Source organism: Massilia sp. IC2-278 (assembly GCF_020708045.1).
GTDB lineage: Bacteria > Pseudomonadota > Gammaproteobacteria > Burkholderiales > Burkholderiaceae_D > Telluria.
In genome coordinates, this window is the sequence record NZ_JAJFES010000006.1 from 75,712 (window position 1) to 101,110 (window position 25,399).

21 protein-coding genes are annotated in these 25,399 nt (G+C 65.0%); 11 read left to right on the forward strand and 10 right to left on the reverse strand.

Features of this window, described 5'->3' with window-relative positions:
* Nucleotides 1-264 precede the first annotated feature (264 nt).
* Together LK540_RS13630 and LK540_RS13635 are read left to right on the forward strand one after the other, a co-directional pair.
* Complete coding sequence (locus LK540_RS13630; RefSeq protein ID WP_229437839.1) at nt 265-1,902, forward strand: NAD(P)/FAD-dependent oxidoreductase; 1,638 nt, start codon at nt 265-267, stop codon at nt 1,900-1,902.
* A 5-nt stretch (nt 1,903-1,907) separates the two neighbouring features.
* On the forward strand, nt 1,908-2,774 hold the full coding sequence (locus tag LK540_RS13635; protein ID WP_229437840.1) for a DMT family transporter: 867 nt from the start codon (nt 1,908-1,910) through the stop codon (nt 2,772-2,774).
* Here the strand turns inward: LK540_RS13635 and corA are convergent.
* The 5 genes from corA to glnA all read right to left on the reverse strand — a co-directional run bounded on the left by corA (nt 2,771) and on the right by glnA (nt 8,800).
* The gene (gene corA / locus LK540_RS13640; protein WP_229437841.1) at nt 2,771-3,739 is read right to left on the reverse strand and encodes a magnesium/cobalt transporter CorA; all 969 of its coding nucleotides are present in this window, start codon (nt 3,737-3,739) and stop codon (nt 2,771-2,773) included. The two genes, LK540_RS13635 and corA, sit on opposite strands and share 4 nt — an antisense overlap.
* Before the next feature lie 319 nt (nt 3,740-4,058).
* Complete coding sequence (ntrC, locus tag LK540_RS13645; RefSeq protein WP_229437842.1) at nt 4,059-5,525, reverse strand: nitrogen regulation protein NR(I); 1,467 nt, start codon at nt 5,523-5,525, stop codon at nt 4,059-4,061.
* A 61-nt stretch (nt 5,526-5,586) separates the two neighbouring features.
* The gene (glnL, locus tag LK540_RS13650) at nt 5,587-6,678 is read right to left on the reverse strand and encodes a nitrogen regulation protein NR(II) (protein ID WP_229437843.1); all 1,092 of its coding nucleotides are present in this window, start codon (nt 6,676-6,678) and stop codon (nt 5,587-5,589) included.
* Entirely contained in the window at nt 6,675-7,223 is a 549-nt protein-coding gene (locus LK540_RS13655) for a DUF4124 domain-containing protein (protein WP_229437844.1), read from the reverse strand. The genes glnL and LK540_RS13655 overlap by 4 nt, the downstream gene beginning before the upstream one ends.
* A 161-nt stretch (nt 7,224-7,384) precedes the next feature.
* Nucleotides 7,385-8,800, reverse strand: a complete 1,416-nt coding sequence (gene glnA / locus LK540_RS13660) for a type I glutamate--ammonia ligase (protein ID WP_229437845.1) — start codon at nt 8,798-8,800, stop codon at nt 7,385-7,387.
* Nucleotides 8,801-9,155: 355 nt separating this feature from the next.
* Between glnA and LK540_RS13665 the strand changes: the two genes are divergently transcribed.
* Nucleotides 9,156-9,614, forward strand: a complete 459-nt coding sequence (locus LK540_RS13665; RefSeq protein ID WP_229437846.1) for a rhodanese-like domain-containing protein — start codon at nt 9,156-9,158, stop codon at nt 9,612-9,614.
* A gap of 38 nt (nt 9,615-9,652) precedes the next feature.
* Complete coding sequence (locus tag LK540_RS13670) at nt 9,653-10,405, forward strand: hypothetical protein (protein WP_229437847.1); 753 nt, start codon at nt 9,653-9,655, stop codon at nt 10,403-10,405.
* A 54-nt stretch (nt 10,406-10,459) separates the two neighbouring features.
* Here LK540_RS13670 and LK540_RS13675 read toward each other — a convergent pair whose 3' ends face one another.
* The 4 genes from LK540_RS13675 to LK540_RS13690 form a co-directional block, all read right to left on the reverse strand.
* Nucleotides 10,460-12,415, reverse strand: a complete 1,956-nt coding sequence (locus tag LK540_RS13675) for a CocE/NonD family hydrolase (protein WP_229437848.1) — start codon at nt 12,413-12,415, stop codon at nt 10,460-10,462.
* A gap of 57 nt (nt 12,416-12,472) precedes the next feature.
* Nucleotides 12,473-13,882, reverse strand: coding sequence for a TAXI family TRAP transporter solute-binding subunit (locus LK540_RS13680; RefSeq protein ID WP_229438045.1), 1,410 nt, complete (start codon nt 13,880-13,882; stop codon nt 12,473-12,475).
* Entirely contained in the window at nt 13,879-17,133 is a 3,255-nt protein-coding gene (locus LK540_RS13685) for a transglycosylase domain-containing protein (protein ID WP_229437849.1), read from the reverse strand. The genes LK540_RS13680 and LK540_RS13685 overlap by 4 nt, the downstream gene beginning before the upstream one ends.
* Before the next feature lie 319 nt (nt 17,134-17,452).
* Nucleotides 17,453-18,274: an EI24 domain-containing protein gene (locus tag LK540_RS13690; RefSeq protein WP_229437850.1), complete on the reverse strand. Its 822-nt coding sequence runs from the start codon at nt 18,272-18,274 to the stop codon at nt 17,453-17,455.
* Nucleotides 18,275-18,450: 176 nt separating this feature from the next.
* Between LK540_RS13690 and LK540_RS13695 the strand changes: the two genes are divergently transcribed.
* A complete protein-coding gene (locus LK540_RS13695) occupies nt 18,451-18,807 on the forward strand; it encodes an FKBP-type peptidyl-prolyl cis-trans isomerase (protein ID WP_229437851.1) in 357 nt (118 codons plus the stop codon).
* A 197-nt stretch (nt 18,808-19,004) separates the two neighbouring features.
* Complete coding sequence (locus LK540_RS13700; RefSeq protein ID WP_229437852.1) at nt 19,005-19,259, forward strand: acyl-CoA-binding protein; 255 nt, start codon at nt 19,005-19,007, stop codon at nt 19,257-19,259.
* A 57-nt stretch (nt 19,260-19,316) separates the two neighbouring features.
* Here LK540_RS13700 and LK540_RS13705 read toward each other — a convergent pair whose 3' ends face one another.
* Nucleotides 19,317-19,598 (reverse strand): polyhydroxyalkanoic acid system family protein, encoded by a 282-nt coding sequence (locus tag LK540_RS13705; protein WP_229437853.1) that lies wholly within the window; start codon nt 19,596-19,598, stop codon nt 19,317-19,319.
* Between the two features lie 153 nt (nt 19,599-19,751).
* Between LK540_RS13705 and LK540_RS13710 the strand changes: the two genes are divergently transcribed.
* From LK540_RS13710 to LK540_RS13730, 5 genes are all read left to right on the forward strand, one after another.
* Nucleotides 19,752-21,329 carry a hypothetical protein gene (locus LK540_RS13710; RefSeq protein WP_229437854.1) on the forward strand — a complete coding sequence of 526 codons (1,578 nt, stop codon included), beginning with the start codon at nt 19,752-19,754 and terminating at the stop codon, nt 21,327-21,329.
* Nucleotides 21,326-21,607, forward strand: a complete 282-nt coding sequence (locus tag LK540_RS13715; RefSeq protein WP_229437855.1) for a protealysin inhibitor emfourin — start codon at nt 21,326-21,328, stop codon at nt 21,605-21,607. The genes LK540_RS13710 and LK540_RS13715 overlap by 4 nt, the downstream gene beginning before the upstream one ends.
* A gap of 475 nt (nt 21,608-22,082) precedes the next feature.
* Nucleotides 22,083-22,406 carry a ferredoxin FdxA gene (gene fdxA, locus LK540_RS13720; RefSeq protein ID WP_229437856.1) on the forward strand — a complete coding sequence of 108 codons (324 nt, stop codon included), beginning with the start codon at nt 22,083-22,085 and terminating at the stop codon, nt 22,404-22,406.
* A gap of 152 nt (nt 22,407-22,558) precedes the next feature.
* On the forward strand, nt 22,559-23,656 hold the full coding sequence (locus tag LK540_RS13725; protein WP_229437857.1) for an NAD(P)/FAD-dependent oxidoreductase: 1,098 nt from the start codon (nt 22,559-22,561) through the stop codon (nt 23,654-23,656).
* 255 nt (nt 23,657-23,911) lie between these two features.
* Nucleotides 23,912-25,147, forward strand: coding sequence for a polyhydroxyalkanoate depolymerase (locus LK540_RS13730; RefSeq protein ID WP_229437858.1), 1,236 nt, complete (start codon nt 23,912-23,914; stop codon nt 25,145-25,147).
* Nucleotides 25,148-25,399 lie beyond the last annotated feature (252 nt).

Sequence of the window (25,399 nt, forward strand, 5' to 3'; positions counted from 1 at the left end):
AAAAGTCTGTGTGTCAACGAAACACGACAGGCGAAATGTGTAAAAACAACACATATGCAAAAAGAATCATTTGATGCAACGCACCAGGAAAGTGCGCAATAAATGCCAAAAAGGTGCCTCGGGAATTTTTACCGAGTGTTTATCCTTGTGGCGCGGAAATAACTAAGCGGAAGAGAACCTTTCCCGGCGCCTGATCGACTGTGCTGGCTGAAGTAAAATAGCGGATTGATTTGACCGCCCCCGCTGGCGCCCTACGCGAAACCTATGCTGCGAATTAACGAACTCAAGCTTCCCCTCGACCACCCCGACCACGCCCTGCGCGACGCCATCCTCACACGCCTCGGCATCGAGGCCATTGATCTGGTCGACTTCACCGTCTTCAAACGCAGCTACGATGCGCGCAAGAAAGCCGCCATCGTGCTGATCTACGCCATCGACGTCGAGGTCAGGAACGAGGCGGCGGTGCTGCAGCGCCTGCAGAAAGACCAGTACATCGTGCCCTCGCCGGACACCGGCTACAAGTTCGTCGACGCCCCGCGTCCGCCGGCCGGCACGCCGCGCCCGGTCGTGGTCGGGACCGGCCCCTGCGGCCTGTTCGTGGCCCTGATCCTGGCCCAGATGGGCCTCAATCCCCTGGTGCTGGAACGCGGGAAAATCGTGCGCGAACGCACCGTCGACACCTTCGGCTTCTGGCGCAAGCGCAAGCTCAACACCGAGTCGAACGTGCAGTTCGGCGAAGGCGGCGCCGGCACCTTCTCGGACGGTAAACTGTATAGCCAGATCAAGGACCCCAAGCATTACGGCCGCAAGGTGCTCACCGAATTCGTGAAGTCCGGTGCACCGGAAGAGATCATGTACGTCAGCAAACCGCACATCGGCACCTTCCGCCTGGTGAAGATGGTCGAGCAGATGCGCGCAGAAATCCTGTCGCTGGGCGGCGAGATCCGCTTCGAGACCCGCGTCGACGACGTGCTGATCGACGAACAGAACGGCGTGCGCCAGGTGCGCGGCGTGGTGCTGGCGAGCGGCGAAACGATCCCGACCAACCACCTGGTGATGGCGGTCGGCCACAGCGCGCGCGACACCTTCGAGATGCTGTACAACCGCGGCGTGTATGTGGAAGCGAAACCGTTCTCGATCGGCTTCCGCGTCGAGCACCCGCAATCGCTGATCGACGTCTGCCGCTTCGGTCCGAATGCCGGCAACAAGATTTTGGGCGCGGCCGACTACAAGATCGTGCACCACGCCTCGAACGGACGCTCGGTGTACAGCTTCTGCATGTGCCCGGGCGGCACCGTGGTGGCTGCCTCGTCGGAAGAAGGCCGCGTGGTCACCAACGGCATGAGCCAGTATTCGCGTAACGAACGCAATGCCAACAGCGCCATCGTGGTCGGCATCACGCCGGAGGACTATCCGGGACACCCGCTGGCCGGCATCGCCTTCCAGCGCGAACTGGAGTCGCGCGCCTTTGTACTGGGCGGCGGCACCTACGACGCGCCGGGCCAGCTGATGGGCGACTTCGTGAAGGGCGTGGCATCGAAGGAATTCGGTTCGGTGATCCCCTCGTTCCGCCCGGCCGTGCACCTGACCGACCTGGCGCCGTCGCTGCCGGAATACGCGATCATGGCGCTGCGCGAAGCCTTTGTCGCCTTCGACAAGCAAATCAAGGGCTACTACAAGCACGATGCGGTGCTGACCGGCGTCGAGACCCGCACTTCCTCGCCGATCCGCATCAAGCGCCGCGACGACGACCTGCAAAGCCTGAACACGCGCGGCCTGTTCCCGGCCGGCGAAGGCGCGGGCTACGCCGGCGGCATCATGTCGGCGGCCGTGGACGGCATCCGCGTGGCCGAAGCCGTGGCACTGGCCATGGGCGCGCCCGTCCCTGTCCTGCAGGACTGAGCGCCTTGCAAGCCGCCACGCCAGCACAGACCGGCAGCGCCCTGGCGCCGCTGCTGGCCGTGGCCGGCTCCATCATCTCGGTGAACTTCGGGGCGGCCTATGCCAAGGGCCTGTTCCCGCTGGTTGGCAGCGCCGGCGTGACCGCCGTGCGCGTGGGCCTGGCGGCAATCCTGCTGCTGGCCTTCTGGCGGCCCTGGCGTGCGCCGCTGGCGCGGCGCGACATCGCGAACGTCGTGGTGTATGGCCTGATGCTGGGCTTCATGAACCTCCTCATCTACGCCGCCTTTGCGCGCATTCCGATCGGGATTGCGATCGCCATCGAGGTGATCGGGCCGCTGGCGGTGGTGGTGCTGTCTTCGCGCCACCTGCGCGACTTTGCCTGGGTCGCCTGCGCGGCCGGCGGGCTGTACCTGCTGGCGCCGACCACGGCAAATGCCACCGCGCTCGATCCGGTCGGCGTGGCCGCCGCGCTCGGCGCCGCCTTCTGCTGGGCGATGTACATCGTGTTCGGCAAGCGCGTGTCTACCCTGAAGGGTGGGCACGTCGTCTCGTGGGGGATGCTGGTGGCGGCCGTCTGCACGGTGCCGGTGGGGCTGGCCCAGGCCGGCAGCGCCCTGTTCGCGCCGCAGATCCTGCTCGGCGGCCTGGTGGTGGCGGTGTTGTCGAGCATCCTGCCCTACTCGCTCGAGATGCTGGCCCTGTCGCGCCTGCCGCGCCGGGTGTTCGGCATCCTGGTCAGCGCCGGGCCGGCGGTGGGTGCGCTGGCCGGCTTCTTCGTGCTGGGCGAGGTGCTGACCGCGGTGCAGTGGGCCGCGATTGGCTTGATCGTGGTGGCGACCGGCGGCAGCGCGGCGACTGCCGGCCGCAATTAAAGCCATCCAGCCTTTTTGAACCTGCGGTACATGTAGTAACTCACGGCCACCATCACCACGATGGCGACCGGATACCCATACTTCCACTTCAGCTCGGGCATGAACTCGAAGTTCATGCCCCAGATGCCGGCAAAGGCCGTGAACACGGCAAAGATGGCGGCGTAGGCGGCCAGCTGCTTGTTGATCTCGTTCTCGTCGATGGCGACCATCGACAGCGTGACCTGGATCGCGGTGGCGATGGTGTCGCGGATGGTGTCCAGGCGGCCGGCGATGCGCAGCAGGTGGTCGTGGATGTCGCGGAAATAATCCTGGGCCTCGAAGGCCACCTGCGGCACCCGGCCGCCGTGCAGGCGCCCGACCGCATCGAGCAGCGGCATCACCGCATGGCGCAGTACCAGGGTATTGCGCTTCAAGTCGTACAAACGTTCGATGTTGTCGCGCTGGGCGCCCTTGCCGCCGAAGATGCGGTCCTCGATCGATTCGAGGTCGGATTCGAGCTTGTCGATGATAGGGAAATAGCGGTCGACCACGGCGTCCATCAGCGCATACAGCACGAAGCCGGAACCTTTTTTCAGCAGGTGCGGCTCGCGTTCGGCACGGGCGCGCACGCCGAGGAAGCCCTGGGCCGAATCGCGCCGCACCGACAGCACGTAGTTCGGGCCGACGAAGATGGCCACCTCGCCCGAGCACAGTTCCTCGTGGTCGAGGTAGACCGTGCGCACGACGGCGAACAGAGAGTCGCCGTATTCCTCGAGCTTGGGACGCTGGTGACCGCGCGAGGCGTCTTCCACGGCCAGTTCGTGCAGGCCGAACTCGTGCTGCATGACGGTCAGTTCGACGGGGTCGGGATCGCGCAGCGCGACCCAGACGAAGCATTCGGGTTGTTTCAGGTATTCGCTGATATCCTCGACCGGGATATCGGACAGTTTCTTGCCTTCCTGGTAGGCGACGCAGTTAATCAGCATGAAGTGAAAATGGATGGGACAGCGATGCGTGAGCTTACACCATCCGGCCTGCCCAATCGACGCGCCACAACGGCCCGCGGCGCTCAACCGTACGGTGGGCACCCCGTGCCCACGCGGAACGACGCGTCATGTTGGCGGGTTTGAAGCCGCAGGCCATGCATTGAGACGCAGCGTGCAAGAGCATGCCGCAACATCCAAACATGGCCAACACCCTATCGCTTTTCGCGTGGGCACGGGGTGCCTAGCGCGGCCCGGCCCACCCTACGGTCCAGGCCGCAGGCCTCATTTGAAGCCGCAGGCCTGGAGCCTTCGCGACGCGTTATTCCTCCCGCGCCCCGTCGATGCCCAACTCGACGATCTTGCGCGTAATCGTATTCCTCCCGATCCCCAGCCGCATCGCCGCATCGTTCTTGCGCCCGTGCGTGTGCTTCAGCGCCGTCTTGATCAGCGCCGATTCGAACTGCTTGCCGAGCGTGTCCATCACCTCGAACTGCCCTGCGCTGAGCATGCTCGCGGCCTGCAGTTCCAGCAGTCCGATCCAGCCATCCGGCGACGGCGGAGTAGCCAGCGCGGCCGGCGCCGGCATGCCGCCTTCCACATACGCCGGCTGGACGGCGGCAACCGCCCCCTGCCCGCCCTGGGTCAGGTCGCGCGGCAAGTCCTTGATCTCGACCGTCTGCCCCGGCGCCATCACCGTGATCCAGTTGCACAGGTTTTCCAGCTGACGCACGTTGCCCGGCAATTCCAGGCCGCTGAGGAAACGCATCGCACTGTCGCTCATGCGCTTCGGTTCGACGCCCAATTGGTGTGCGCTCTGCACCAAAAAGTGGCGTGCAAGCAAGGGAATATCTTCGCGCCGCTCACGCAGGCTCGGCAGGCGCAGGCGGATCACGTTCAGGCGATGGAACAGGTCTTCGCGGAACAGCCCGTCGCGCACGCGCTGTTCCAGGTTCTGATGGGTGGCCGCGATCACGCGCACATTCGCCTTGACCGGCTGGTGGCCGCCGACGCGGTAGAAGTGCCCGTCCGACAGCACGCGCAACAGACGCGTCTGCAAGTCGAATGGCATGTCCCCGATTTCATCGAGGAACAACGTGCCGTTCTCGGCCTGCTCGAAGCGCCCGCGCCGCATCGCCTGGGCACCGGTAAAGGCCCCGCGCTCATGGCCGAAGAGTTCGGATTCCAGCAAATCCTTCGGGATCGCCGCCGTGTTCAGCGCAATGAAGGGCTGCTGGGCGCGCGGGCTGTGCTTGTGCAGGGCGCTGGCCACCAGCTCCTTGCCGGTCCCGGATTCGCCGGTGATCAGCACCGTGACGTTCGACTGCGACAGGCGGCCGATGGCGCGGAACACTTCCTGCATGGCAGGCGCCAGGCCCAGGATCTCGGGCGTTTCGGCAGGTGGCGCCTCGACGCTGGCTTCGCGCAGGCTTTCCTCAAGGGCGCGGCGGATCAGCGCCACGGCCTTGTCGATATCGAAGGGCTTGGCCAGGTAGTCGAAGGCGCCGCCCTGGAAGGAAGCAACGGCCGAATCGAGGTCGGAAAAGGCGGTGATGATGATGACCGGCAGGCCTGGGTGGCGTTCCTTGACGGCCTGCAGCAGGTCGATGCCCGATTCGCCGGGCATGCGGATGTCCGACACCAGCACCTGCGGCGTATCGTGTTCGAAGGCGGCCATCGCATCGCGGGCGTTGGCGAAACTGCGCGTCTCAAGATTTTCGCGCGCCAGGGCTTTTTCCAGCACCCAGCGAATCGATGCGTCGTCGTCGACAATCCAGATTGGTTTCATGTAGTTCGTGGCTTTCCGCAATGTGGATTCATAAGCGACCGCGGCGTCCCGCCGCACCCGCTTATGGCAGCGGCAGCAGGATCCTGAAATCCGTCAGTCCTGGCCGGCTTTCGCACTCGATCATCCCCTGGTGCTGTTGCACGAAGGTCTGCGCCAGTGTCAGCCCGAGGCCGCTGCCGCCCTCCCGCCCCGACACCAGCGGGTAGAAGATCCGGTCGCGGATCTCGGGTGCGATACCCGGTCCATTGTCGATGATATGCAAATCTAATGCCAGGCCGTAGCGGACCTTGGCCAGGGTCACCTGGCGCGCCACGCGGGTGCGCAAGACGATCTCGGCGTCGCCCGCCGCGATGCGTTGCGCGAGGGCCTGGGCGGCATTGTGGACGATGTTCAGCACGGCCTGGATCAGCTGTTCCTTGTCGCCCCGGAACTCGGGAATCGAGGCGTCGTAGTCGCGGCGGATGGTCAAGCCGTTCGGGAATTCGGCCAGCACCAGCGAACGCACGCGCTCGCAGACTTCGTGGATATTCACGTCGCCCACGATGTGCGGCTTGCGGTGCGGCGCCAGCAGGCGGTCGACCAGGGTTTGCAGGCGGTCGGCTTCCTTGATGATCACCTGCGTGTATTCCTTCAGTTCGCCCAGGTGCAGCGGCGGCAGCTCCAGCTCCAGCAGCTGCGCGGCGCCGCGGATGCCGCCCAGCGGGTTCTTGATCTCGTGCGCCAGGTTGCGGATCAGCTCCTTGTTGGCCTGGCTCTGGTCGAGGAAGCGTTCCTCGCGGTCGAGTTTGAGTTGCTGCACGTTCTCGCGCAGCTCGATCAGCACTTCGCCATCCTCCAGCGCACTGGCGATGCTGTGCACGTGCAGGGTTTCGCGCCCCGGGCGTTCCAGTGCCAGGTCCTGGCGCAGATCGCTGTATTGGTGGGCGCGGGTCTGGTCGCACAGGGCGGCCAGTTCATCGCCGTTGGTGAACAGGCTGGCCACGGTCTGGCGCGACAGCCATTTCAGCGAGGCGTCGAGCATGTTCTCGGCGGCCGGATTGGCATAGCGCACGCGGTCGTCGGGGTCGACCAGCAGCACGCTCGAGGCCAGCAGTTCGAGACCGGCAAAGCGGGCCGGCTGCGGCGCGGGGAGGTGCGCGTCGTGGTCGCTCATCGGATGTTGCCGATTTCCCGGCGCAGGGCTTCGATATTGCGCTCGGTGCGGCCGATGTCTTCGCGCATCTGGCCGACGCGCTCCTGGTACTTGGCGTAGTTGCGCTCGTTGCCGTTGCGCGGCGGCTCGCCGTTGTTGAATTCGCGGCGCTGCTCGGCCAGCTTCTGCTCTTCGGCGCGCAGTTCCTCGTTCAGGATCTCGCGGCGGTCGTTGTCGCGCGCGCGCTGCTGGCTTGTGTCGACGCGCGGGAAGTCGGACGGAGACGGAGCAGATGCGGGGGCAGCGACCGCATTGGCATTGCCGGCCGGGCTGTTCGTGCGTGCGGCCGTCGCGGGCGCCGGCACAGCGGCGCGCGCCGGCGGCGCCGGAATATAGCCGGGCAGGTCCAGCACCTTGCAGCCCTTTTTATTCGTGTCGGTGAATTCGACCCGCCCCTGCGCATCGGTGCACTTGTAGACCTGGGTCTGGGCCTGGGCCGCGCCCGTCATCGTCAATCCGGCTGCCAGCGCCAGTTTCAGGCCGCGGCAGGTCACACTGGTTGTCATTCGCATCGTCAGAGAAAGCACGCGGGGCGCGCAAGGTGAAAGTCCAGCCGAATATACCGCATCAGAATGAAAAACGCGGGGAAAGCCATCGGCTCGCCCCGCGTCCTTTACATTCGCTTACGGTTTTGATGCCGTAGCGCAACAGCCAGCTTGCAGACGAATTACGACGAGTAGTACATGTCGAATTCGATCGGGTGCGGCGTCATGCGCATGCGCTGCACTTCGGCCATCTTCAGTTCCAGGTAGGCGTCGATCATGCCGTCGCTGAACACGCCGCCGCGGGTCAGGAACTCGCGGTCCTTGTCCAGGGCTTCCAGGGCTTCCTCCAGCGACGCGCACACCGTCGGAATCAGCTTGTCTTCTTCCGGCGGCAGGTGGTACAGGTCCTTGGTTGCCGCTTCGCCCGGGTGGATCTTGTTCTGGATACCGTCCAGGCCGGCCATCAGCAGCGCGGCGAAGCACAGGTAGACGTTGGCCAGCGGGTCCGGGAAGCGCACCTCGATGCGGCGGCCTTTCGGGTTCGCCACGTGCGGGATGCGGATCGAGGCCGAGCGGTTGCGGGCCGAGTAGGCCAGCTTGACCGGGGCTTCGTAGCCAGGCACCAGGCGCTTGTACGAGTTGGTGCCCGGGTTGGTGATCGCGTTCAGGGCCTTGGCGTGCTTGATGATGCCGCCGATGTAGTACAGGGCGGTTTCCGACAGGCCGGCATAGCCGTCGCCGGCGAACAGGTTCTTGCCGTCCTTCCAGATCGACTGGTGCACGTGCATGCCCGAGCCGTTATCGCCGTTCATCGGCTTCGGCATGAAGGTGGCGGTCTTGCCGTAGCTGTGGGCCACGTTCCAGACCACGTACTTCAGGTTCTGGGTCCAGTCGGCGCGCTCGACCAGGGTCGAGAACTTGGTGCCGATTTCGTTCTGGCCGGCGCCGGCCACTTCGTGGTGGTGCACTTCGACCGGGATGCCCAGCGATTCGAGGATCAGGCACATTTCCGAGCGCATGTCCTGGAAGCTGTCGACCGGCGGGACCGGGAAGTAGCCGCCCTTGACGGTCGGACGGTGGCCGCTGTTGCCGCCTTCGAAGTCCTTGTCGGTCGACCAGGATGCTTCTTCGGATGCGATCTGCACCGAGCTGCCAGACATGTCGCTCTTCCAGCGGACCGAGTCGAAGATGAAGAATTCAGGTTCCGGGCCGAAGAAGGCGGTGTCGCCCACGCCCGAGGACTTCAGGTAGGCTTCGGCGCGCTTGGCGATCGAGCGCGGGTCGCGGTCGTAGCCCTTGCCGTCCGACGGTTCGATCACGTCGCACTGCATGAACAGGGTGGTCTCTTCCATGAACGGGTCGAGGTTCGCGGTGTTCGGGTCCGGCATCAGGAGCATGTCCGACGCTTCGATGCCCTTCCAGCCGGCGATCGACGAACCGTCGAAGGCGTGGCCGGATTCAAACTTGTCCAGGTCGAAGTGCGATACGGGAACGGTGACGTGCTGCTCCTTGCCGCGGGTATCCGCAAAGCGGAAATCCACGAACTTGACTTCGTTGTCCTTCACCATCTGCATCACATCTGCGGCGGTCTTTGCCATGCGTTTCTCCTGAATGAAAAGGGGTGGTGCCGACAGGCGGCGGGGTCGTGATCCTGTGCGACCGGTCCAGCCAACGTGCGACATACTCAAGCGAAACATATGCAGGAACCATGCCAGCAGTCCGTCATGAACAAATGCGCAATCGTTCTTTGGAAACCCGTGAGTTTAACCATAAAATCTTCGGCATCGGCGTACAACACCATGGTGCAGCCAATACCGGCGATTGCACCATAATAGTGCAATGCGATTGAACCGCACCGTTTTGATGCGCAGCGCACCGTTTTGGCCGCGATGCGGCACGATGGGGACAAGAGCGCGCTGCACTGGTGCGCACCACTTTAATTGAGGAAACACGATGAGCAAGACCGAATCGATTCTCGACGCTGCCCGCCAGCGCGCCAATGGCCAGCCGTATGCCGGCGCCGTCACGCCGCAGGAAGCTTTCGAGCTGCTGCAGGGCGATCCGAAAGTCAAGATCGTCGACGTGCGCACCAACGCCGAGCGCGACTGGGTCGGCCGCGTGGCGGTGCCTCCGGCCCAGCACGTCGCCGTGGAATGGGCCACCTGGCCGGGCGGCCAGCCGAATCCCGCCTTCGGTGCGCAGCTCGAAAGCGTGGCCGGCAAGGACGAGGTGCTGCTGTTCCTATGCCGCTCGGGCGTGCGTTCGCGCCACAGCGCACGCGTGGCAACCGAACTCGGGTACGCGAACTCCTTCGACATCCTGGAAGGCTTCGAGGGCGACCGCGACCAGGAAGGCCACCGCAAGACGGTGGGCGGATGGTGCAAGGCCGGATTGCCCTGGGTGGGCGCGTGAGCCAGACCGCGCACGAAAGGCTGCATGCAGCCAGGTCGATGACGCTCGAAGGCCGCCATGAGGAAGCCTTGCGCGAACTCATCTGGTTCCACGAGCACGCACTGGAAGAGGAACCGTCGCTGTACGGCGTGCGGAACTCGTACGGGCTGTTCTACTGGATGGACCTGGCGCAGGTGTATCCGCCGGCCCACGCCGCCCTCGAGGCACAGCGCGACCGGCATGCCAGCGCCCTGCTTGACGGCGGCGGTGGCAGGCAGGCATTCGGCGACCTCGCCGCGATCAACGAGCGCCTGGACTGTGCGGCGCACACCTACGGGGTGTTTTGCGAGCTGCTGGCGCGCGATCCCGACACCGCGCAAGCCTGCAGCAGTCGGGCGATGGAGGCGATCATCGCGGCCGGCGACTTCGCGCTGGCCGGACGCTTCCTGCCCGATCCGGAGCGCGTCGTGCGCAGGGCGAGTACGCTCCTGAACTGGGATGTCGCAAACCGCCGCGTGCGTCCTTTTACCATCGCGCCGCGCATCAAGGCCGGCATCTACAACTACGCCGACGAGGTGAAGCAGGTCCTGGCGGTGCTGGAAGGCTGCGGGCGCCACGAGGAAGCACGGCGCATCGCGCAGCTTGCCACCGACCTGATCCCGGCCACCACCATCCGCCGGGCGGTGCGCGCCGCCCTGCTCCCCGGCGCCCGGCCCTGGTATGAGCGCAGCGTGCTGTCCTTGCGGACCATCGGCACGAAGGAAAAGCTGCGTCACCGGCGCCGGTTGGCGAAAGCGGCCCGCGCCGCCTGATCGCGCAGGGTGGACGGCGCCCAGGGGATAGCCGCCTACCCTACGGACGCGCCATCAGTTCGCCGGCATCACCATCAGCTGCAGCCCTGACGCGGCGTTTGGTGCGTGGTACACGCGCTGGGTCGCCTTCACGAAGTCTTCCGGCTTCGCCGTCGGAATGCGGGTAAAGGTCTGCGGGTTCAGGTCGACCAGCGGGAACCATGAGCTCTGCACCTGCACCATGATGCGGTGGCCGCGGCGGAAGGTGTGGTTCACCTGGCCGAGTTCATAGCTGACCGCTTCCACCCTGTTCGGCACCAGCGCTTCCGGCTTGTCGAAGCTGTTGCGGAACTTGGCGCGCAGCGGATTGCCGCGCACCAGTTGCTGGTAGCCGCCCATGGCCAGCGGCGGCGCACCCACGTCGCTGCCACGGCGCTCGGCTTCCGCCTGCGGATAATCGGCCGGATACACGTCGATCAGCTTGACCACCCAGTCGGCGTCGGTCCCGGTGGTCGAGACGAACAGCTTCGGCACCACCGGGCCGGCGATCGTCACGTCGTCTTCCAGCACTTCGCTCTGGTACACCAGCACGTCGGGCCGCTTGGCGGCGAAGCGCTGGTCCGAGACCATGTATTCGCGCGGCACGCCGGTGGCCGGGTAACCGATAAAGGGGACCGGCTTCTTCGGGTCGGCCACGTATTCGTCGTAGCCCGCACCCGTGGCAATGGGCGCCTTCCAATCCAGCTTGCCGCCCGCGCCGAAGTACAGCGTGCGAGGCTTGGCCTGCACCGGCGGCCAGGCCGAATACTGGCGCCAGACATTCGAGCCGGTCTCGAAAGCCGTCACTTCGGCGATCGCACGCGCCGGCTTCACGCCGCGCAGGTGCTGCTCAAAAAACGGGAACTGCAGGTTCTTGCGGAAGTACTCGCTCGTCTTGCTGTCGAAGTTCACGTAGCCCAGGCGGGCGCCGTCGCCGCGCGCCCAGCCGCCATGGACCCAGGGTCCGATCACCAGGCTGTTGCTGGCGTTCGGATTGTGCTTCTTGATGGCGCCGTAGATCGAGAAAGGCCCCTGCGGATCTTCGGCGTCGAACCAGCCGCCCACGGTCAAGACCGCCGCCTTGACGTTCTTCATGTGCGGCGTGATCGCGCGCGTTTGCCAGAAGCTGTCGTAACTGTCGTGCTCGATGTTCGGCATGAAGTAGGTGCGCTGCGCCGGGCTCATGGCGGCGGCGATGTTCGCCAGCGTCAGGCGCTGCAAGAAGAAGTCGTAGCCGTCGGTGGTGCCGTAGTCGAATTCGGTACGCGCCTTCGGTGGCGGCGCCGGGTTCGGCGCTTCGGTGAAGGAGGCGTAGAAGTCGAAGTTCGCGGCCAGCATGAAGGCGCCGCCGTGGTAGGAGTCGTCGCCCATGTACAGGTCGGCAATCGGCGCCTGCGGCGAGGCGGCCTTGATCGCCGGGTGCGAATCGATGATGCTGGCCGCCGTGTAGAAGCCCGGGTAGCTGATGCCGTAGATGCCCACCTTGCCGTTGTTGTTCGGGACGTGCTTCAGCAGCCAGGCCACGGTGTCGTGCATGTCCTCGCTCTCGACGCCCTCGCCCGGCGCGCGCTGTTTGTTGGCATGCGGCGTCATCTCCTGCCACTTCCCTTCCGACATGTAGCGTCCACGCACGTCCTGCTTGACGAAGATGTAGCCGGCTTCCTCGAACTCGCGCGAGGGGCCGATCGCCTCCGGCATCCAGTCGACGCCGTAGCGCAGCTCGCCCTGGGCGTTCACGCCGGCGCTGTAGGGGGTGCGCTGCATCAGGAAGGGGTAGTTCTGCGAGGCGTCCTTCGGCACGTAGACGACCGTGAACAGCTTCACGCCATCGCGCATCGGGATGCGGTATTCGTATTTGGTGTAGCTGTCCTTGATACTGCGCCTGGCGGCGGGGGCGTCGGCGTCGCCGGCGGCGTGGACTGGAGCGATTGCGCCGGCGCCGAAGGCCAGCATCAGGCTGATGGAGAGGACGGACAGCGGACGGCGAAGCATGGTGACCTTTGCGGATGAACGAAGCCCGCCAGTGTAATCCGATTCGCCGCCTTCTTGTTACTTTGCCAGCGCGCCAGGCTCGCCATCCAGCGTTGTCTGCACCCGCTCGCGCACGAAGTCGATGTGGCTGCGCAAGCGGTACAACTCGTCCGCATACGCGAGCGGAATCGAGATGTGGTTCACGCGCGTCTCGATGTCGTCCAGGCGGCGCACCAGGTCTGCACGGACGCGGTCTTTGCGCTGGCTTTCGGGCATGCCCGTCGTCACCCCTTCCAGCGCCTGCTCGACCGCGCGCAGTTCGCCGTACCAGCGGTACACGCGCGAGCGCACCCGCCACACGTACAGTGGCGGCACGATCTTCGACAGCGGAATGACGAGGGCGGCCAGCGCCACCACCACGACCCACAGGCGGTCGAACAGATTCGCCAGCCAGAAGCTCATGTAGCGCTGCAAGAGCGGCGGCCCGTCGCGGTAATACTTCGCCGCTTCCTGCGCCACCGGAATCTCGGTGTACTTCGGCGACGGGAACTGGCCCTGCTGCTGGAACCACCCTGCCCCGCCGTGGATGCCGCCGGCCGCCTTCACGAACAAGTCGACCAGGGCCGGATGCAGGTCTTCGCGCGCCACCAGTGTGGCCGTCGGCGCGATCAGGTGGTAGTCCTGGGCCGGGATGTCGCGTCCCAGATCGACGATCCCGCGCGGCAGGGTCACGTGGGTGAGGAAAGGCAGGCGCCGCGTATAGGCCTCGGCCTGGCTGAAGTTGAACAGGCGGATGCCCGGCGTTTGCAGCAGCATCTGGATCAGCGGCGCTTCCGGCGCGGAGCTGAACACCAGGCCGTCGATGCGGCCGGCCAGCAGTTCGACGGTGGCCGGCGTGTTTTCCAGCGCGCCGATGCTCAACTCCTTCGGCTCGACGCCGTTCACCGCCAGGATTTGCCGGAACAGGTTCGGCACGCCCGTGCCTTCCGGCCCCAGGTTGATGCGCAGTCCACGCAAGGCCGTGAGATTGGTGGCTTTCACGTCCTCGCGCAGGAACAGCCAGACCGGCTCGGTGAACAGACTGCCGAGCGAGGCCAGGCCCAGGCCGGCGGCTTCTTGTTCGCTCGTGGAGCCGCTTTGCACGAAGGCGATATCGGCTTCGCCGCGCTGCAGGCGTTCCAGGTTTTCCTTCGAGCCGAGCGAGGGCTGCACCGTGACCGCGATGTCGTCGCGCTCCAGCTCCTGCGCATAGCGCTTGCCGAAGGTTTCGTAGGCGGAGTTTTCCTGTCCGGTGGCCAGGCGCACCGAACGCGGCGGCGCCGGATCGACCACCAGCCAGGCGATGAAACAGGCCACGGCGACCAGCACGATCGTCGGCCCGGACGCGACCAGCAAATCGCGCAGCGAAATCAGACTGAAGCTGCGGATGGTGGAGACGGCGCGCCGGCTGGCCCGGCGCGCACGTTCGGCTGCGCTCGCCCCTCTCAACGCACGCACTGCGTCTGTGCGGCCACGCTGCCCTGGGGCGGTTCGATCATCGGCATCAGGCTCGGCGCCAGCGTCACCAGGAGCTGCACCGGCAGCGCGCTGGTGAAGTCGTAGTTCTCGGACTGCGGGCCGTGCACGTAGGCGGTCATGGAACCGAAGAAGCGCTCGCCGATGTTGAAGACGAAGGTGGCCGAACGGTTCACGTAGCGCGACTCGATCAGGCGCCCGCCGCGTGCATACACGTCGAAGCGCTGGTCGCCGGTACCGGTCTTGCCGCCCACGGCGATCACGTTGCCCTCGGACGTGGTGAAGGCGGTCTTGGCGCGCTTGGCGGTGCCTTCCGACACCACGCCGCGGATCGCATCGGCCACGGCGCGCGCGACTTCCGGCGCCAGCACCACTTCCTGCTCGACCTTGTTGGCGCGCTTGACCAGGGTCTCGTAGGGCGTGTTCTTGGCGAAGTGCAGCGAGTCGATGCGCTCCACCGGTTTGCGCACGCCGCCGTTCACGATAATGCCCATTAGCTCGGCCAGCGCGGCCGGACGGTCGGCCGACGCGCCGAGCGTGGTCGCATACGAGGGCACCAGCGAATCGAAAGGGTAGCCCATCTTCTTCCACTGCGCGTGGATTTTCAGGAAGGCCTCGACCTCGATCAGGCCGGCGATACGCTTGTCCTGGGCATTCTTGCGGCTGGTCTTGAACAGCCACGAGTACACCTCCTGGCGCTCCTTGGTGCTGGCGCCCACCACTTCGCTCCAGCCGGCCTTTGGATGGTCGCGCAGGTAGCCGACCAGCCAGAGTTCCAGCGGGTGCACCGAGGCGACATAGCCGCGGTCGGCCAGCGACATGTTCTGCGGCGCATACTGGTCGTACAGCTTCTCGATGCGCTCCTGGTCGACCTCGTTGCTCGGCAACGTGTCGTTGATGAAGGCGCCGAACTGCTGCAGGGTCGCGTTCGGGGCGATGGTGCGGTGCGCGGCAGAGAGCTTCGAGGCGAGCGGACGCACGCCGGCAAACAGCAGCGCCTGCGCTTCGTCCGGGGTCTTGCCCTTGTACTTGTTCCAGAACTTGGCCAGGAAGACCTTGCCCTCGTTGTCGGCGAAGCGCGCCAGGTAGCCGGCGCGGCGCGGGTCGTCGGCGTCGGCCAGCAGGGCCGCCGAGGAACCCGGCAGCTGGAACATGTAGTAGCGCACCACGTCGCGCATCAGGCGCACGAACACCAGGTTGGTCGACTGCTGCAGCGCGTGCTGCACCGTCATGATCTTGCTGTTATCGAGCTTGCTGAAGTTGCCGAAGTAATGCAGGCCGCCGCCGGTGAAGAAGCCCTCGCCCGGGTTGCCGGAATAGGTGCGGTTCATGGCGGCGCTGAGCATCGGCGCCAGGCCGCGGTCGGCGTTCGCCGGCAGCGCCAGGAAGTAATCGACGGCCCACTGGCTCAGGCGGTCCTTCGGATCGATGCGGGTTTCGCGCAGCGCCTTCGGGTCCATCGGCTCGTAGCGGCGGTGCAGCTGGTCGATGATGTCGAGGTAAGTCACCAGCGTGCGCAGCTTGGCCGTCGAACCCAGGTCGAGCTTGGCCTGCTCGTTGATGTCGAGCGGCTGGTCGTAGTTATCGGTCTGCACGCGCAGGTAGTTCACGTTGTCGCCACGCTCCATCAGCGTGAAGCTGTACACCACTTGCGCCGGGTCGCCGTTGCCGAGCATGCCCTTGCCGGTGAGGCCGGCGGCCTGCGCGGATTCGGCGCTGGTCAGCTGGCGCAGCGCGGCCGTCACGGCCTGCTGGGCTTGGGCGTCCAGGGTCGAGACCACCGACAAATCCAGGCGATCCAGGTTGTACAGGCGCGGCTCGCCCAGCAGGTAGCCGAGGTGGTTGCGCACCGCGTTCGAGGCCTTGCGCGACACGAAAGCGTTCGCCGGCGGCGCTTCCACGCCCGAACCGAGGGCCGGATGCAGTTTCACGGCCAGCGCGGCGTCGCGCAGCTGCGGCGTGATCACGCCGGCCTGGGCCAGCACGCGCAGGTGGCTGTTGGTCAGCGTTTCCAGGTCGGCTTCGCCGGCGCCCAAATAATAGGCCGGTCGGCGCTGCGCGATCATCAGCGACAGCGCTTCCTTGTAGGCCAGCACGGCGTCGGGATTGTCCATGCCGCCCTTCAGCGCGGCGGTGACCTTGTTGAAATCGCGGCCGTACCAGACCCACATGCCGTCGCCGATGCCGTTCACTTCGCCGTAGCCGACTTTCGCCGACAGCGGCACCGTGTTCAGGTAGTCGAGCACGATCTGGCGCCGGTGGCCGGTGGTGTCTTCGCCGTCCTGGTAGGCGCGCAGCGTGGCCGAGGCCATCTGGATGAGTTTATCTTCGAGCGAGGCGGTGCGCCCTTCCGGCGAGTGGCGGTATTTTTCGATCTGGGTGGCGAGGGTGGAACCGCCGGCCACGCGGCTGCCGCTGCCCAGGCCGACCGAGTGCAGGGTCTTGTCGAACACCGCTTTCGAGAAGCGGTCCCATTCGACGGCCGGATTGCGTTTCGGGTAGGCCGGATCCAGCAGCTCGCGGTTCTCGATGAACAGCAGGCTTTGCACCAGCAGTTGCGGCGCGTCGTCGAAGCGCGCGTACTGGCGCTCGGGGAACTGCGAGCCGAACAGCGGCTGGCTGCGGCAATCGAGGATCTCGAGGCCGGCACGGGTCTTTTCGCGGTAGGCGGCGAACAAGCCGCGGTCGGCCAGTTCCAGCATCTTCGGCGACATGCGCGCCTGGGCGTCGACGGCGTAGTCGCGCGTCTGCAGCTTGCTCAGGAAGGCCGGCAAATGGGAATAACCGAGGCGGGCGTCGTAGGGGCTGTCGGCCGGGAAGCGGATCGCGTTGCTCGGGCCCTTTTCCATGCGGAAGCTGACTTCCTTCATCATGCCGGCGAAGATCTTCGCCTGCAGCGTGGAGGTGCGGGTCTCGTACACCGCGTAGGCGGCGCCGGCGGCCACCACGACCAGCACCAGGCCGAGCAGGATGCGTTTGGTATAGCCGCGCCCTTTCGGCGGCTCGCCTTCGCTTTCCGGCTCGCCGGCGTCGTCGGGGATGTCGTCCTGCTTGGGGTCGGTGACCAGCGACAGGTGCGGATAACTTTCGTACAGCGGTGCATCCTGCTCGGCTGCATCGGCAGCCATGGCAGGCGCGGCACTGCCGCTGTCCGGGCGCCCGCGCAGGATGCGCACGGCGCGAAACACATTACGTGGCCGTTTGAAACGGCGTGTACTTTCCATGATGGCTCAACCGGTTTGAATCATTGTGCCCCGATACGCCAACAACCTGCTCGCCATCCTTGCTGCGGGTCTGTTCGAGTGATCGGAGTCATTATTAGTTCGTGTCTGGCAGCTGTTCTTTACCCGAAAATCAGCACGCCACAGCCATCATTCCACCACACCAACAGGTCTTCCATGTAGCGCTGTTCAACAAATTTGACCTGCCCAGATTATTTTCGCAAAAAAACAACGGCAGAGTTATTGAGACGGCATTAATGCCTACAAGCATCGGTATTACTTTCCTACAAGACCTTGTTTCTTAAATGGATTGACTGCTTTTTCAGGCAGCGGTCTGGGCCGTCGCATTTGCCGCGCGCATGTTTTCCAGTGTCTGCAAGCAGTAGTACTGGAACCACAGCCCGGTGAACAGGAAGATCAGCACGTACAGCCAGGCCGACAGGATCGCCAGGAAGGGGAACAGCACCACCGACAGCACCGCGCCGCCCATCCAGGCAATCCCTGGCATGGCGCCGAGCACGCCGGAGACCATGCCGATCGCCAGCAGCGGCCAGCGCTGCGCACGCATCAGGGCCTGGCGTTCTTCCGTGCTGGCGTGGGCGGCCAGGGCGTCGTAGCTCATCACGCGCGAAGTCACCCAGCCCCACAGCGCGGCCTGCACCAGCACCGCCACCGGCGGCACCGCGTACAGGGGCACCGTCATCAGCCACAGGCCGGCGAACACGATCACGCTGGTCAGGTTCATCCAGACGCTGCCGGCGAAGCTGCCGCCCTCCTTTTGCTCGAGCTGCGGGAACTGGCGCCGGCCGACGTAGCGCTCGATGGCCGGCATCGCGACGATGCCCATGAACAGCAGCGCACTGGCAATCATCAGCGGCAGCAGCAGGATGATGGCCATCAGCGGCACCACCAGCACCGTCAAGGCGCCCAGGCCGAGCGAGGACAGCATGCCGCCGCCCGACTGGAACCAGCCGTATTCCTGGAACACGCCATGCAGCCAGTCGAGGAAGGGCTGCAGGCCGAGCCACAGCAGACCGCCCCAGACCAGCAGCGACAATAGCAGCGGCACCAGCGACAGCAGGATCATGCGCCGCGAGAACTGCGCGCGCAGGGCGCGGCCCCAGGCGGTGGCGATGCCCTTCAAGCTGGGCTCCGTGGCGTGCGGAGAAGGCGTGCGGTCGTGTCCATGTGGCTCCCCGTGTCAAAAGCGTATTGTAGACAGAATCGGCCAGCCCAGGCCGCTGCACGGCTGGCGCTCGATGGCGCTTCGGCTGGTCATGCACTACAATCGCCGCTCAACTTGAACACTGAAGGAAAACCATGTCCACTACCACCACCGCTTCCGGCCTGCAATACGAAGACACCGTCGTCGGCGAAGGCGCCGAAGCGAAAGCCGGCGCTTACGTCACCGTCCACTACACCGGCTGGCTGCGCAACGACGACGGCAGCACCGGCGCCAAGTTCGATTCGAGCAAGGACCGCAACGACCCGTTCCAGTTCCCGCTGGGCGCCGGCCACGTGATCCGCGGCTGGGACGAAGGCGTGCAGGGCATGAAGGTCGGCGGTGCGCGCCGCCTGACCATCCCGGCCAGCCTGGGCTACGGCGCCCGCGGCGCCGGCGGCGTGATTCCGCCGAACGCGACGCTGATCTTCGACGTCGAGCTGCTGGCTGTGTAATGCAATGGTGGGTTCGAGAACCCACCCTACGCATGGCTGTTTTTGTAGGGTGGGTTCGAGAACCCACCCTACCCCTGAGCATCCCCTCTAAAATTCCCGCCAGAAGCACGTACATTGCCACCTGTTACGCTAAGATGGCCGCGCGCCTTGCCGTTCAGGCAATGCACCATCCAGCAATCCAGACAACAGGAGTTTTTATGAGCTTGCAAGACCAGTTCGCCCAGGCCCAGGCCGATTCGAAGAACCTGCCGGAGCGTCCGGACAACATGACCCTGCTGAAGATCTACGCGCTGTTCAAGCAGGCGTCGAGCGGCGACGCCACCGGCGAGCGTCCGGGCTTCACCGACATGGTCGGCCGCGCCAAGTTCGACGCCTGGGACGGCCTGAAGGGCACCTCGCAGGAAGACGCGATGCAGCAGTACATCGACCTGATCGAGGAACTGAAGGGCTGATCCTTCACGTTCCGCCGGCGCCCTGCACAGCCAGGGCGCCATCACCACAAGGGCCGCTCAGGCCGCCGCAAACACCTTGCGCATCTTGTCGCTCACCTTGGCTTCGATCGCCGGACCGAAGGCGCTCATCAGGAAGCCCAGCTTGATCCGCAGCGCCGCGCGCTGTTCTTCCAGGGTCAGGGCACCCTCTACGCCGCTACGCTCGAAGCGCAACACGTCGCCGTCCCAACGGCACTGCATGCCGAACTCGGCCGCGACCTTGTCCGCCACCTGCTGCGCCGCCGCGCGCGCCTTTTCCGGGCTCAGGCTGTGTTCCTGGACGATGTGAATGTCGGCCATCCGATTTCCTTCCTCATATAAACGCAACAGCCCGCCATGATGCCAGTTGCATCGCGGTCGTGCCAGTCCGCTATGCAATTGATCTTAGTCAAGACCGAAACCCGGCAGGGGCCGACTATCGACTGAGCTAACGCAACCACACGAGGAATCACCATGGAACAACGCGCCCTGTTGCCGGACGACCCAGTCACGACCGAACGCGACCAGCCTCCGGTCGCCTTCATTCCCACGCCCAGCGCGGCCTACCGCCAGCACCGCAAGGCGGCGCAGCTGCTGGACCAGCCCGGCGCCCCGCGCGGCGCCGGCGAGCCGGCGTCCGAGGTGCCCCTGCCCTACGCCTTCGGTGCGCGCGTGCTGATGTGGAAGCAGGACCCGTCGGTGCTGGACATGGGCACGCGCAAAGCCTTCCTGCCCGGCATCGTGCTGGCGGGCCCGCGCGATGCGCGCATCGCCAGCGGCATGCCGGGCATCGACGCGGTCGAGCCGAACGCCTTTGGCGACTTCGTCACCATGCCCGACACACCGCAGTTCGACGCCGTCCACACCTTTGCCGTGGTGCGCCAGACGCTGACCATGTACCAGCGCTCGCTGTCTTCCAGCGGCGCCGAGATGCCGCTGCCCTGGCAGTGGAACAGCAGCATCGACACGGCGCCGCTGCAAGTCTTCCCCTACGGCTTGCCGAACGTGATGAACGCCTTCTACAGCCGCACCCAGAACTGCCTGAAGTTCGGCGACTTCGTGCCGAGCGGGCAAAGCGAGCGCGTGTTCACCTGCCGCTCGTTCGACATCGTGGCCCACGAGACCGGCCACGCCGTGCTCGATGGCCTGAAGCCCTACTGGCTGCTGGCGGACGCCCCGCCGCAGACCGGCGGCCTGCACGAGTCCTTCGGCGACCTGACGGCGATCTTCCTGGCCCTGGCCCAGCTCGACCAGTGCGAAGCGGTGGTGGCCCAGACCAAGGCGCGATTGCACGACAAGACCTTCCTGGCCGACATCGCCGAGCAGTTCGGCCTGGCGCTCGGCAGCACCACGGGCCTGAGGAATGCCGACAACGACCTGACCCTGTCCCAGGCCGGCACCCAGGTGCATGCGATTTCCCAGGTGTTCACCGGCGGCGTCTATGACATCCTGGCCGATCTGTTCGCGCTGGAACGCAACCCGGCGCTGGAAGACGATGCCGCCGTGCTGCACCAGGTGGCGTCGTATCTGCGCGGGCTGGTGCTGCGTGCGCTGATCGCCGCGCCCGACATCGCCGCCACCTATGCCGACGTGGTCAATGAGATGCTGCGCCTGGCACTCGAAGACGGCAAACCGGAAGGCTACATGGCCTCGATCCGCCAGCAATTCACGGTGCGCGAAGTGGTGGGCGGGCCCGAGGTTGCCAACGATGCGGCCGGTGATGCGGCCACTGAGGTGCCGGCCGGAGAATCCGAAGCGCCGACGCCAATGCCCGATGGCGTACCGCCGATGGACGCCAAACTGCCCGGCAAGCCCATGGCCCCAGCCTGCCGCGTGCACGTGCGCCTGGCGGCCGGCGTGTGCGACGTCCCGGGTGCCCAGCAGGACCGGCGCGCCTGCTGCGGCACCATGAACCTGGCCGAGTACTACAACATCGAACGCCTGCTCGATGCCGAGGCCCAGGCCCTGGCGCGCTGGTGCGCCGACCGCGGACGCAATGGCCCGGCGGGCGAAGAGCCGGTGCTGGACGACGGCACGGCAAGCACATCATGAAGATCACGGCGAAACAGGAAGGCGGCTTTGCCGGCGGCGGGCAGTGCTTCGAACTCGACACGGCCTGCCGCGCCGACGGCGGGTCGGTCGAGGCGCTGCTGCGGCAGGTGGATTTCTTTGGAGCGGCGCCGACGTGCACCGTGGGGGCGGATATTCCGCGCTGGGAGATCACGGTGGAGGACGCGGGGCGCACGCATACCGTGGTGCTAGCGGACGATGGGTCGCTGGGGGCGACGGGGTGGCCGGCGTTGCTGGCGCGATTGCAGGGGGCGTCATGAATGAGTGTCGAGGCGCCACCGTGCGTTGAACGCGTGGACGGGGAACCCGTCCACCCTACCGCCGAAGTCGACCGTAAGGTGGGCACTCCGTGCCCACGCGGAAATATGAATATGTTGGCGGGCTTTGCACCGAACACCACGACCCCGGTTGGCGCGTCCAAATGATCATTCGAGATGCCGCCTTGATGCATCATCTGCCATCCTGGCCAAGCCAACACGGTGCCACGTTCCGCGTGGGCACGGGGTGCCCACCCTACGATATCCCCCGCTGCCGCAGAGAACACGGCTGTGGAACTGGCACGCAGCCATCATTTCCACGCCAAACCCAAGCACGGGCAACACATTTGCTTATGTATATTGTGTCTAAACCTAATTTGTAGGAAAACTCGAATTGCCCTAAAATACAGTGCTTTGCCAGTTGGCGGCTCCCTCCTGCGCGCTAACGCTGCGTCACCCCACCATAGATAGGACTGTTATGACCCACGTTGTCACCGAATCGTGCATCCGCTGCCGGTATACCGACTGCGTCGATGTATGCCCGGTCGATTGTTTCCGGGAAGGCCCGAATTTCCTCGCGATTGACCCCGACGAGTGCATCGACTGCGCCGTGTGCGTGGCCGAGTGCCCGGTCAATGCGATCTATGCCGAGGAAGACGTGCCGGGCGACCAGCAGCAATTCATCAAGATCAATGCCGATCTGTCGCGCTTCTGGCCGTCGATCACCAAGACCAAGCCGGCGCTCCCCGACGCCGAAGAGTGGAAAGACGTCACGAACAAGCTGGACCAGCTGGCTCGCTGAAAACCCGCACAGCGGTGACGCGCCGGCTGTTTCGGGCCGCCGTCGCCGCACGCTGTTTTCGCTCGTCTCCGGCAGGCTCGCGTCATCCATGGCACACTAGCGGCCATCGCGTCACCGCCCCCTCTTTTACAAAATCAACAGGACCATTGCGCATGACTATCAGTGCCACCCACGATGCGGGCAGCATCGCCCCCAACAGCTCGTTCGCCGGCGCCATCGACGCCGACGCCGTCATCATCGGCGCAGGCCCGGTCGGCCTGTTCCAGGTCTTCGAACTCGGCCTGCTCGAGATCAAGGCCCACGTCATCGATTCGCTGCCGGCCGTCGGCGGCCAGTGCGTGGAACTGTACCCGGACAAGCCGATCTACGACATCCCTGCCGTGCCCGTGTGCACCGGCCAGGAACTGACGGACAACCTGCTCAAGCAGATCGAGCCGTTCGAGCCGACCTTCCACCTGGGCCAGGAAGTGACCACTGTGCAGCGCCGCGAAGACGGCCGCTTCAACGTCGAAACCTCGACCGGCACCCAGTTCATCACCAAGACCATCTTCATCGCCGCCGGCGTCGGTTCGTTCCAGGCGCGCACGATCAAGGTCGAGGGCATCGAGAAGTTCGAGAACACGCAGCTGCACTACCGCGTCAAGGACCCGAGCATCTTCGAAGGCAAGAACATCGTCATCTGCGGCGGCGGCGACTCCGCCCTGGACTGGGCCCTGAACTTCGTCGGCAAGGCCGAGTCGGTCGTGCTGGTGCACCGCCGCGAAGACTTCCGCGCCGCGCCGGCATCGGTCGCCAAGATGAAACAGCTGTGCGAAGAGTACGAGATGCAGCTGATCACCGGCCAGGTCACCGGCTACGACGAAAAAGACGGCCAGCTGAGCGAAGTGAAGGTCACCGGCGCCGACGGCGTCACCCGCCGCGTGCCGCTCGACATGCTGATGGTCTTCTTCGGCCTGTCGCCAAAGCTCGGCCCGATCGCCGAATGGGGCCTGGACATCGAGCGCAAGCAGCTGAAGGTCGTGGACACCGAGAAGTTCGAAACCAACGTGCCGGGCATCTTCGCCGTGGGTGACATCAACACCTACCCGGGCAAGAAGAAGCTGATCCTGTCGGGCTTCCACGAAGCCGCGCTGGCCGCCTTCGGCGCTGCGCCGTACATCTTCCCGGACAAGAAGATCCACATGCAGTACACCACCACCTCGCCGAAACTGCACAAGATCCTCGGCGTCGAGACCCCGGTGTTCGACTAAGATTTTCGGTTCAGTTACGCAAAAACGACAATGCCCCGCTTAGCCGGGGCATTTGTTTTTATGTGTGGCGCATCACCGACGACCTATGAAAAACGGTGCTATAAACCTTCTAAGCACAGATCAAATTCGCACGAGGGTGCGGGAAATTTCCACCCGCCAATCATTTGACCCTATAATGATTTGATCAAAATTCGCGCACGGCAGGCGTCATTGGGCGTCCCGGCGCAGCGAATGCTTCACCGAAGAAGGATTACTATGCTCTACCAATTGCACGAGATGCAACGCTCCTTCCTGACCCCGCTGATGCAATGGGCGGATGCGTCCTCGAAGTTGTTCTCGAACCCGGTTTCTCCGTTTGCCCACACCCCCTTCTCCCAACGTATCGCCGCCGGCTACGAGCTGATGTACCGGTTGGGCAAGGACTACGAAAAACCGGCCTTCGGCATCGACACCACCACCATTAAAGGCGAAGCGGTCGGCATCATCGAACACACCGCCGTCGACAAGCCATTCTGCAAGCTGCTGCACTTCAAGAAGGATTTGCCGGACGCGGCCTTCGAAGCACTGGCCCAGCCGACCGTGCTGCTGGTTGCCCCGCTGTCGGGCCACCACGCCACCCTGCTGCGCGACACCGTGCGCGCCCTGCTGCCGGACCACGACGTCTACATTACCGATTGGGTCGATGCACGCATGGTGCCGTTGTCCGCCGGCCCCTTCCACCTGGACGACTACATTTATTACGTCCAGGACTTCATCCGCACCCTGGGCCCGGACGTGCACGTGATTTCCGTGTGCCAGCCGACCGTGCCGGTGCTGGCCGCGATCGCGCTGATGGCGTCCGATAACGATCCGAAGCTGCCGAAGACCATGACCATGATGGGCGGCCCGATCGACCCGCGCAAGTCGCCGACCGCCGTCAACGACCTGGCCACCGAAAAGCCGTTCTCGTGGTTCGAGAACACCGTGATCTACGCGGTGCCGGGCAATTACCCGGGTTTTGGGCGCAAGGTGTACCCGGGCTTCCTGCAGCACGCCGGTTTCATCGCCATGAACCCGGGCCGCCACGCCCAGTCGCACCGCGAGTTCTACCAGCACCTGGTGCGCGGCGACGAAGAATCGGCCGAAAGCCACCGCCAGTTCTACGACGAATACAATGCCGTGCTCGACATGCCGGCCGAGTACTACCTCGACACCATCAAGACCGTGTTCCAGGAATTCCGCCTGCCGAAGGGCACCTGGGAAGTCGGCGGCAAGCTGGTCCGTCCGCAGGACATCAAGACGGTGGCCCTGTTCACCATCGAAGGCGAGCTCGACGACATCTCCGGCGCCGGCCAGACCCAGGCCGCGCACGAGCTGTGCAGCGGCATCCCGGCCGACATGAAGCTCGACTTCGTGGCGCCGAAAGCCGGCCACTACGGCATCTTCTCGGGCCGCCGCTGGCGCGAGATCATCTGCCCGAAGATCGGCGAGTTCATCAAGGCGCACGGCTGAACGGCGCGACGCCCATAAGGAAAATGCCGCGATCTCCCGCGGCATTTTTTTTTGCTCTTGTAGGGTGGACACCTGTGTCCACGCTGTCTCATCGCATGCGGGAATGCGATGCTTAACCCATCGATAGTGCATGCCATTCGATATGGTTTGCCGCGTGAATGCCCATCGGTTAAGACCGCGTGGACACAGGTGCCTGGCGCGGCCCGGTCCACCCTACAAAAACAATGCCGCGGAAGTCCGCGGCATTTTTTC

What these genes read in the sequence shown, in the direction of transcription:
- ntrC (WP_229437842.1), bottom strand. Translation starts at nt 5,525, where the DNA reads ATGAAACCAATCTGGATTGTCGACGACGACGCATCGATTCGCTGGGTG.
- LK540_RS13630 (WP_229437839.1), top strand. Translation starts at nt 265, where the DNA reads ATGCTGCGAATTAACGAACTCAAGCTTCCCCTCGACCACCCCGACCAC.
- LK540_RS13670 (WP_229437847.1), top strand. Translation starts at nt 9,653, where the DNA reads ATGACGCTCGAAGGCCGCCATGAGGAAGCCTTGCGCGAACTCATCTGG.
- LK540_RS13685 (WP_229437849.1), bottom strand. Translation starts at nt 17,133, where the DNA reads ATGGAAAGTACACGCCGTTTCAAACGGCCACGTAATGTGTTTCGCGCC.
- LK540_RS13710 (WP_229437854.1), top strand. Translation starts at nt 19,752, where the DNA reads ATGGAACAACGCGCCCTGTTGCCGGACGACCCAGTCACGACCGAACGC.
- glnA (WP_229437845.1), bottom strand. Translation starts at nt 8,800, where the DNA reads ATGGCAAAGACCGCCGCAGATGTGATGCAGATGGTGAAGGACAACGAA.
- LK540_RS13665 (WP_229437846.1), top strand. Translation starts at nt 9,156, where the DNA reads ATGAGCAAGACCGAATCGATTCTCGACGCTGCCCGCCAGCGCGCCAAT.
- LK540_RS13725 (WP_229437857.1), top strand. Translation starts at nt 22,559, where the DNA reads ATGACTATCAGTGCCACCCACGATGCGGGCAGCATCGCCCCCAACAGC.
- LK540_RS13715 (WP_229437855.1), top strand. Translation starts at nt 21,326, where the DNA reads ATGAAGATCACGGCGAAACAGGAAGGCGGCTTTGCCGGCGGCGGGCAG.
- fdxA (WP_229437856.1), top strand. Translation starts at nt 22,083, where the DNA reads ATGACCCACGTTGTCACCGAATCGTGCATCCGCTGCCGGTATACCGAC.
- glnL (WP_229437843.1), bottom strand. Translation starts at nt 6,678, where the DNA reads ATGAGCGACCACGACGCGCACCTCCCCGCGCCGCAGCCGGCCCGCTTT.
- LK540_RS13705 (WP_229437853.1), bottom strand. Translation starts at nt 19,598, where the DNA reads ATGGCCGACATTCACATCGTCCAGGAACACAGCCTGAGCCCGGAAAAG.
- corA (WP_229437841.1), bottom strand. Translation starts at nt 3,739, where the DNA reads ATGCTGATTAACTGCGTCGCCTACCAGGAAGGCAAGAAACTGTCCGAT.
- LK540_RS13700 (WP_229437852.1), top strand. Translation starts at nt 19,005, where the DNA reads ATGAGCTTGCAAGACCAGTTCGCCCAGGCCCAGGCCGATTCGAAGAAC.
- LK540_RS13730 (WP_229437858.1), top strand. Translation starts at nt 23,912, where the DNA reads ATGCTCTACCAATTGCACGAGATGCAACGCTCCTTCCTGACCCCGCTG.
- LK540_RS13655 (WP_229437844.1), bottom strand. Translation starts at nt 7,223, where the DNA reads ATGACAACCAGTGTGACCTGCCGCGGCCTGAAACTGGCGCTGGCAGCC.
- LK540_RS13695 (WP_229437851.1), top strand. Translation starts at nt 18,451, where the DNA reads ATGTCCACTACCACCACCGCTTCCGGCCTGCAATACGAAGACACCGTC.
- LK540_RS13675 (WP_229437848.1), bottom strand. Translation starts at nt 12,415, where the DNA reads ATGCTTCGCCGTCCGCTGTCCGTCCTCTCCATCAGCCTGATGCTGGCC.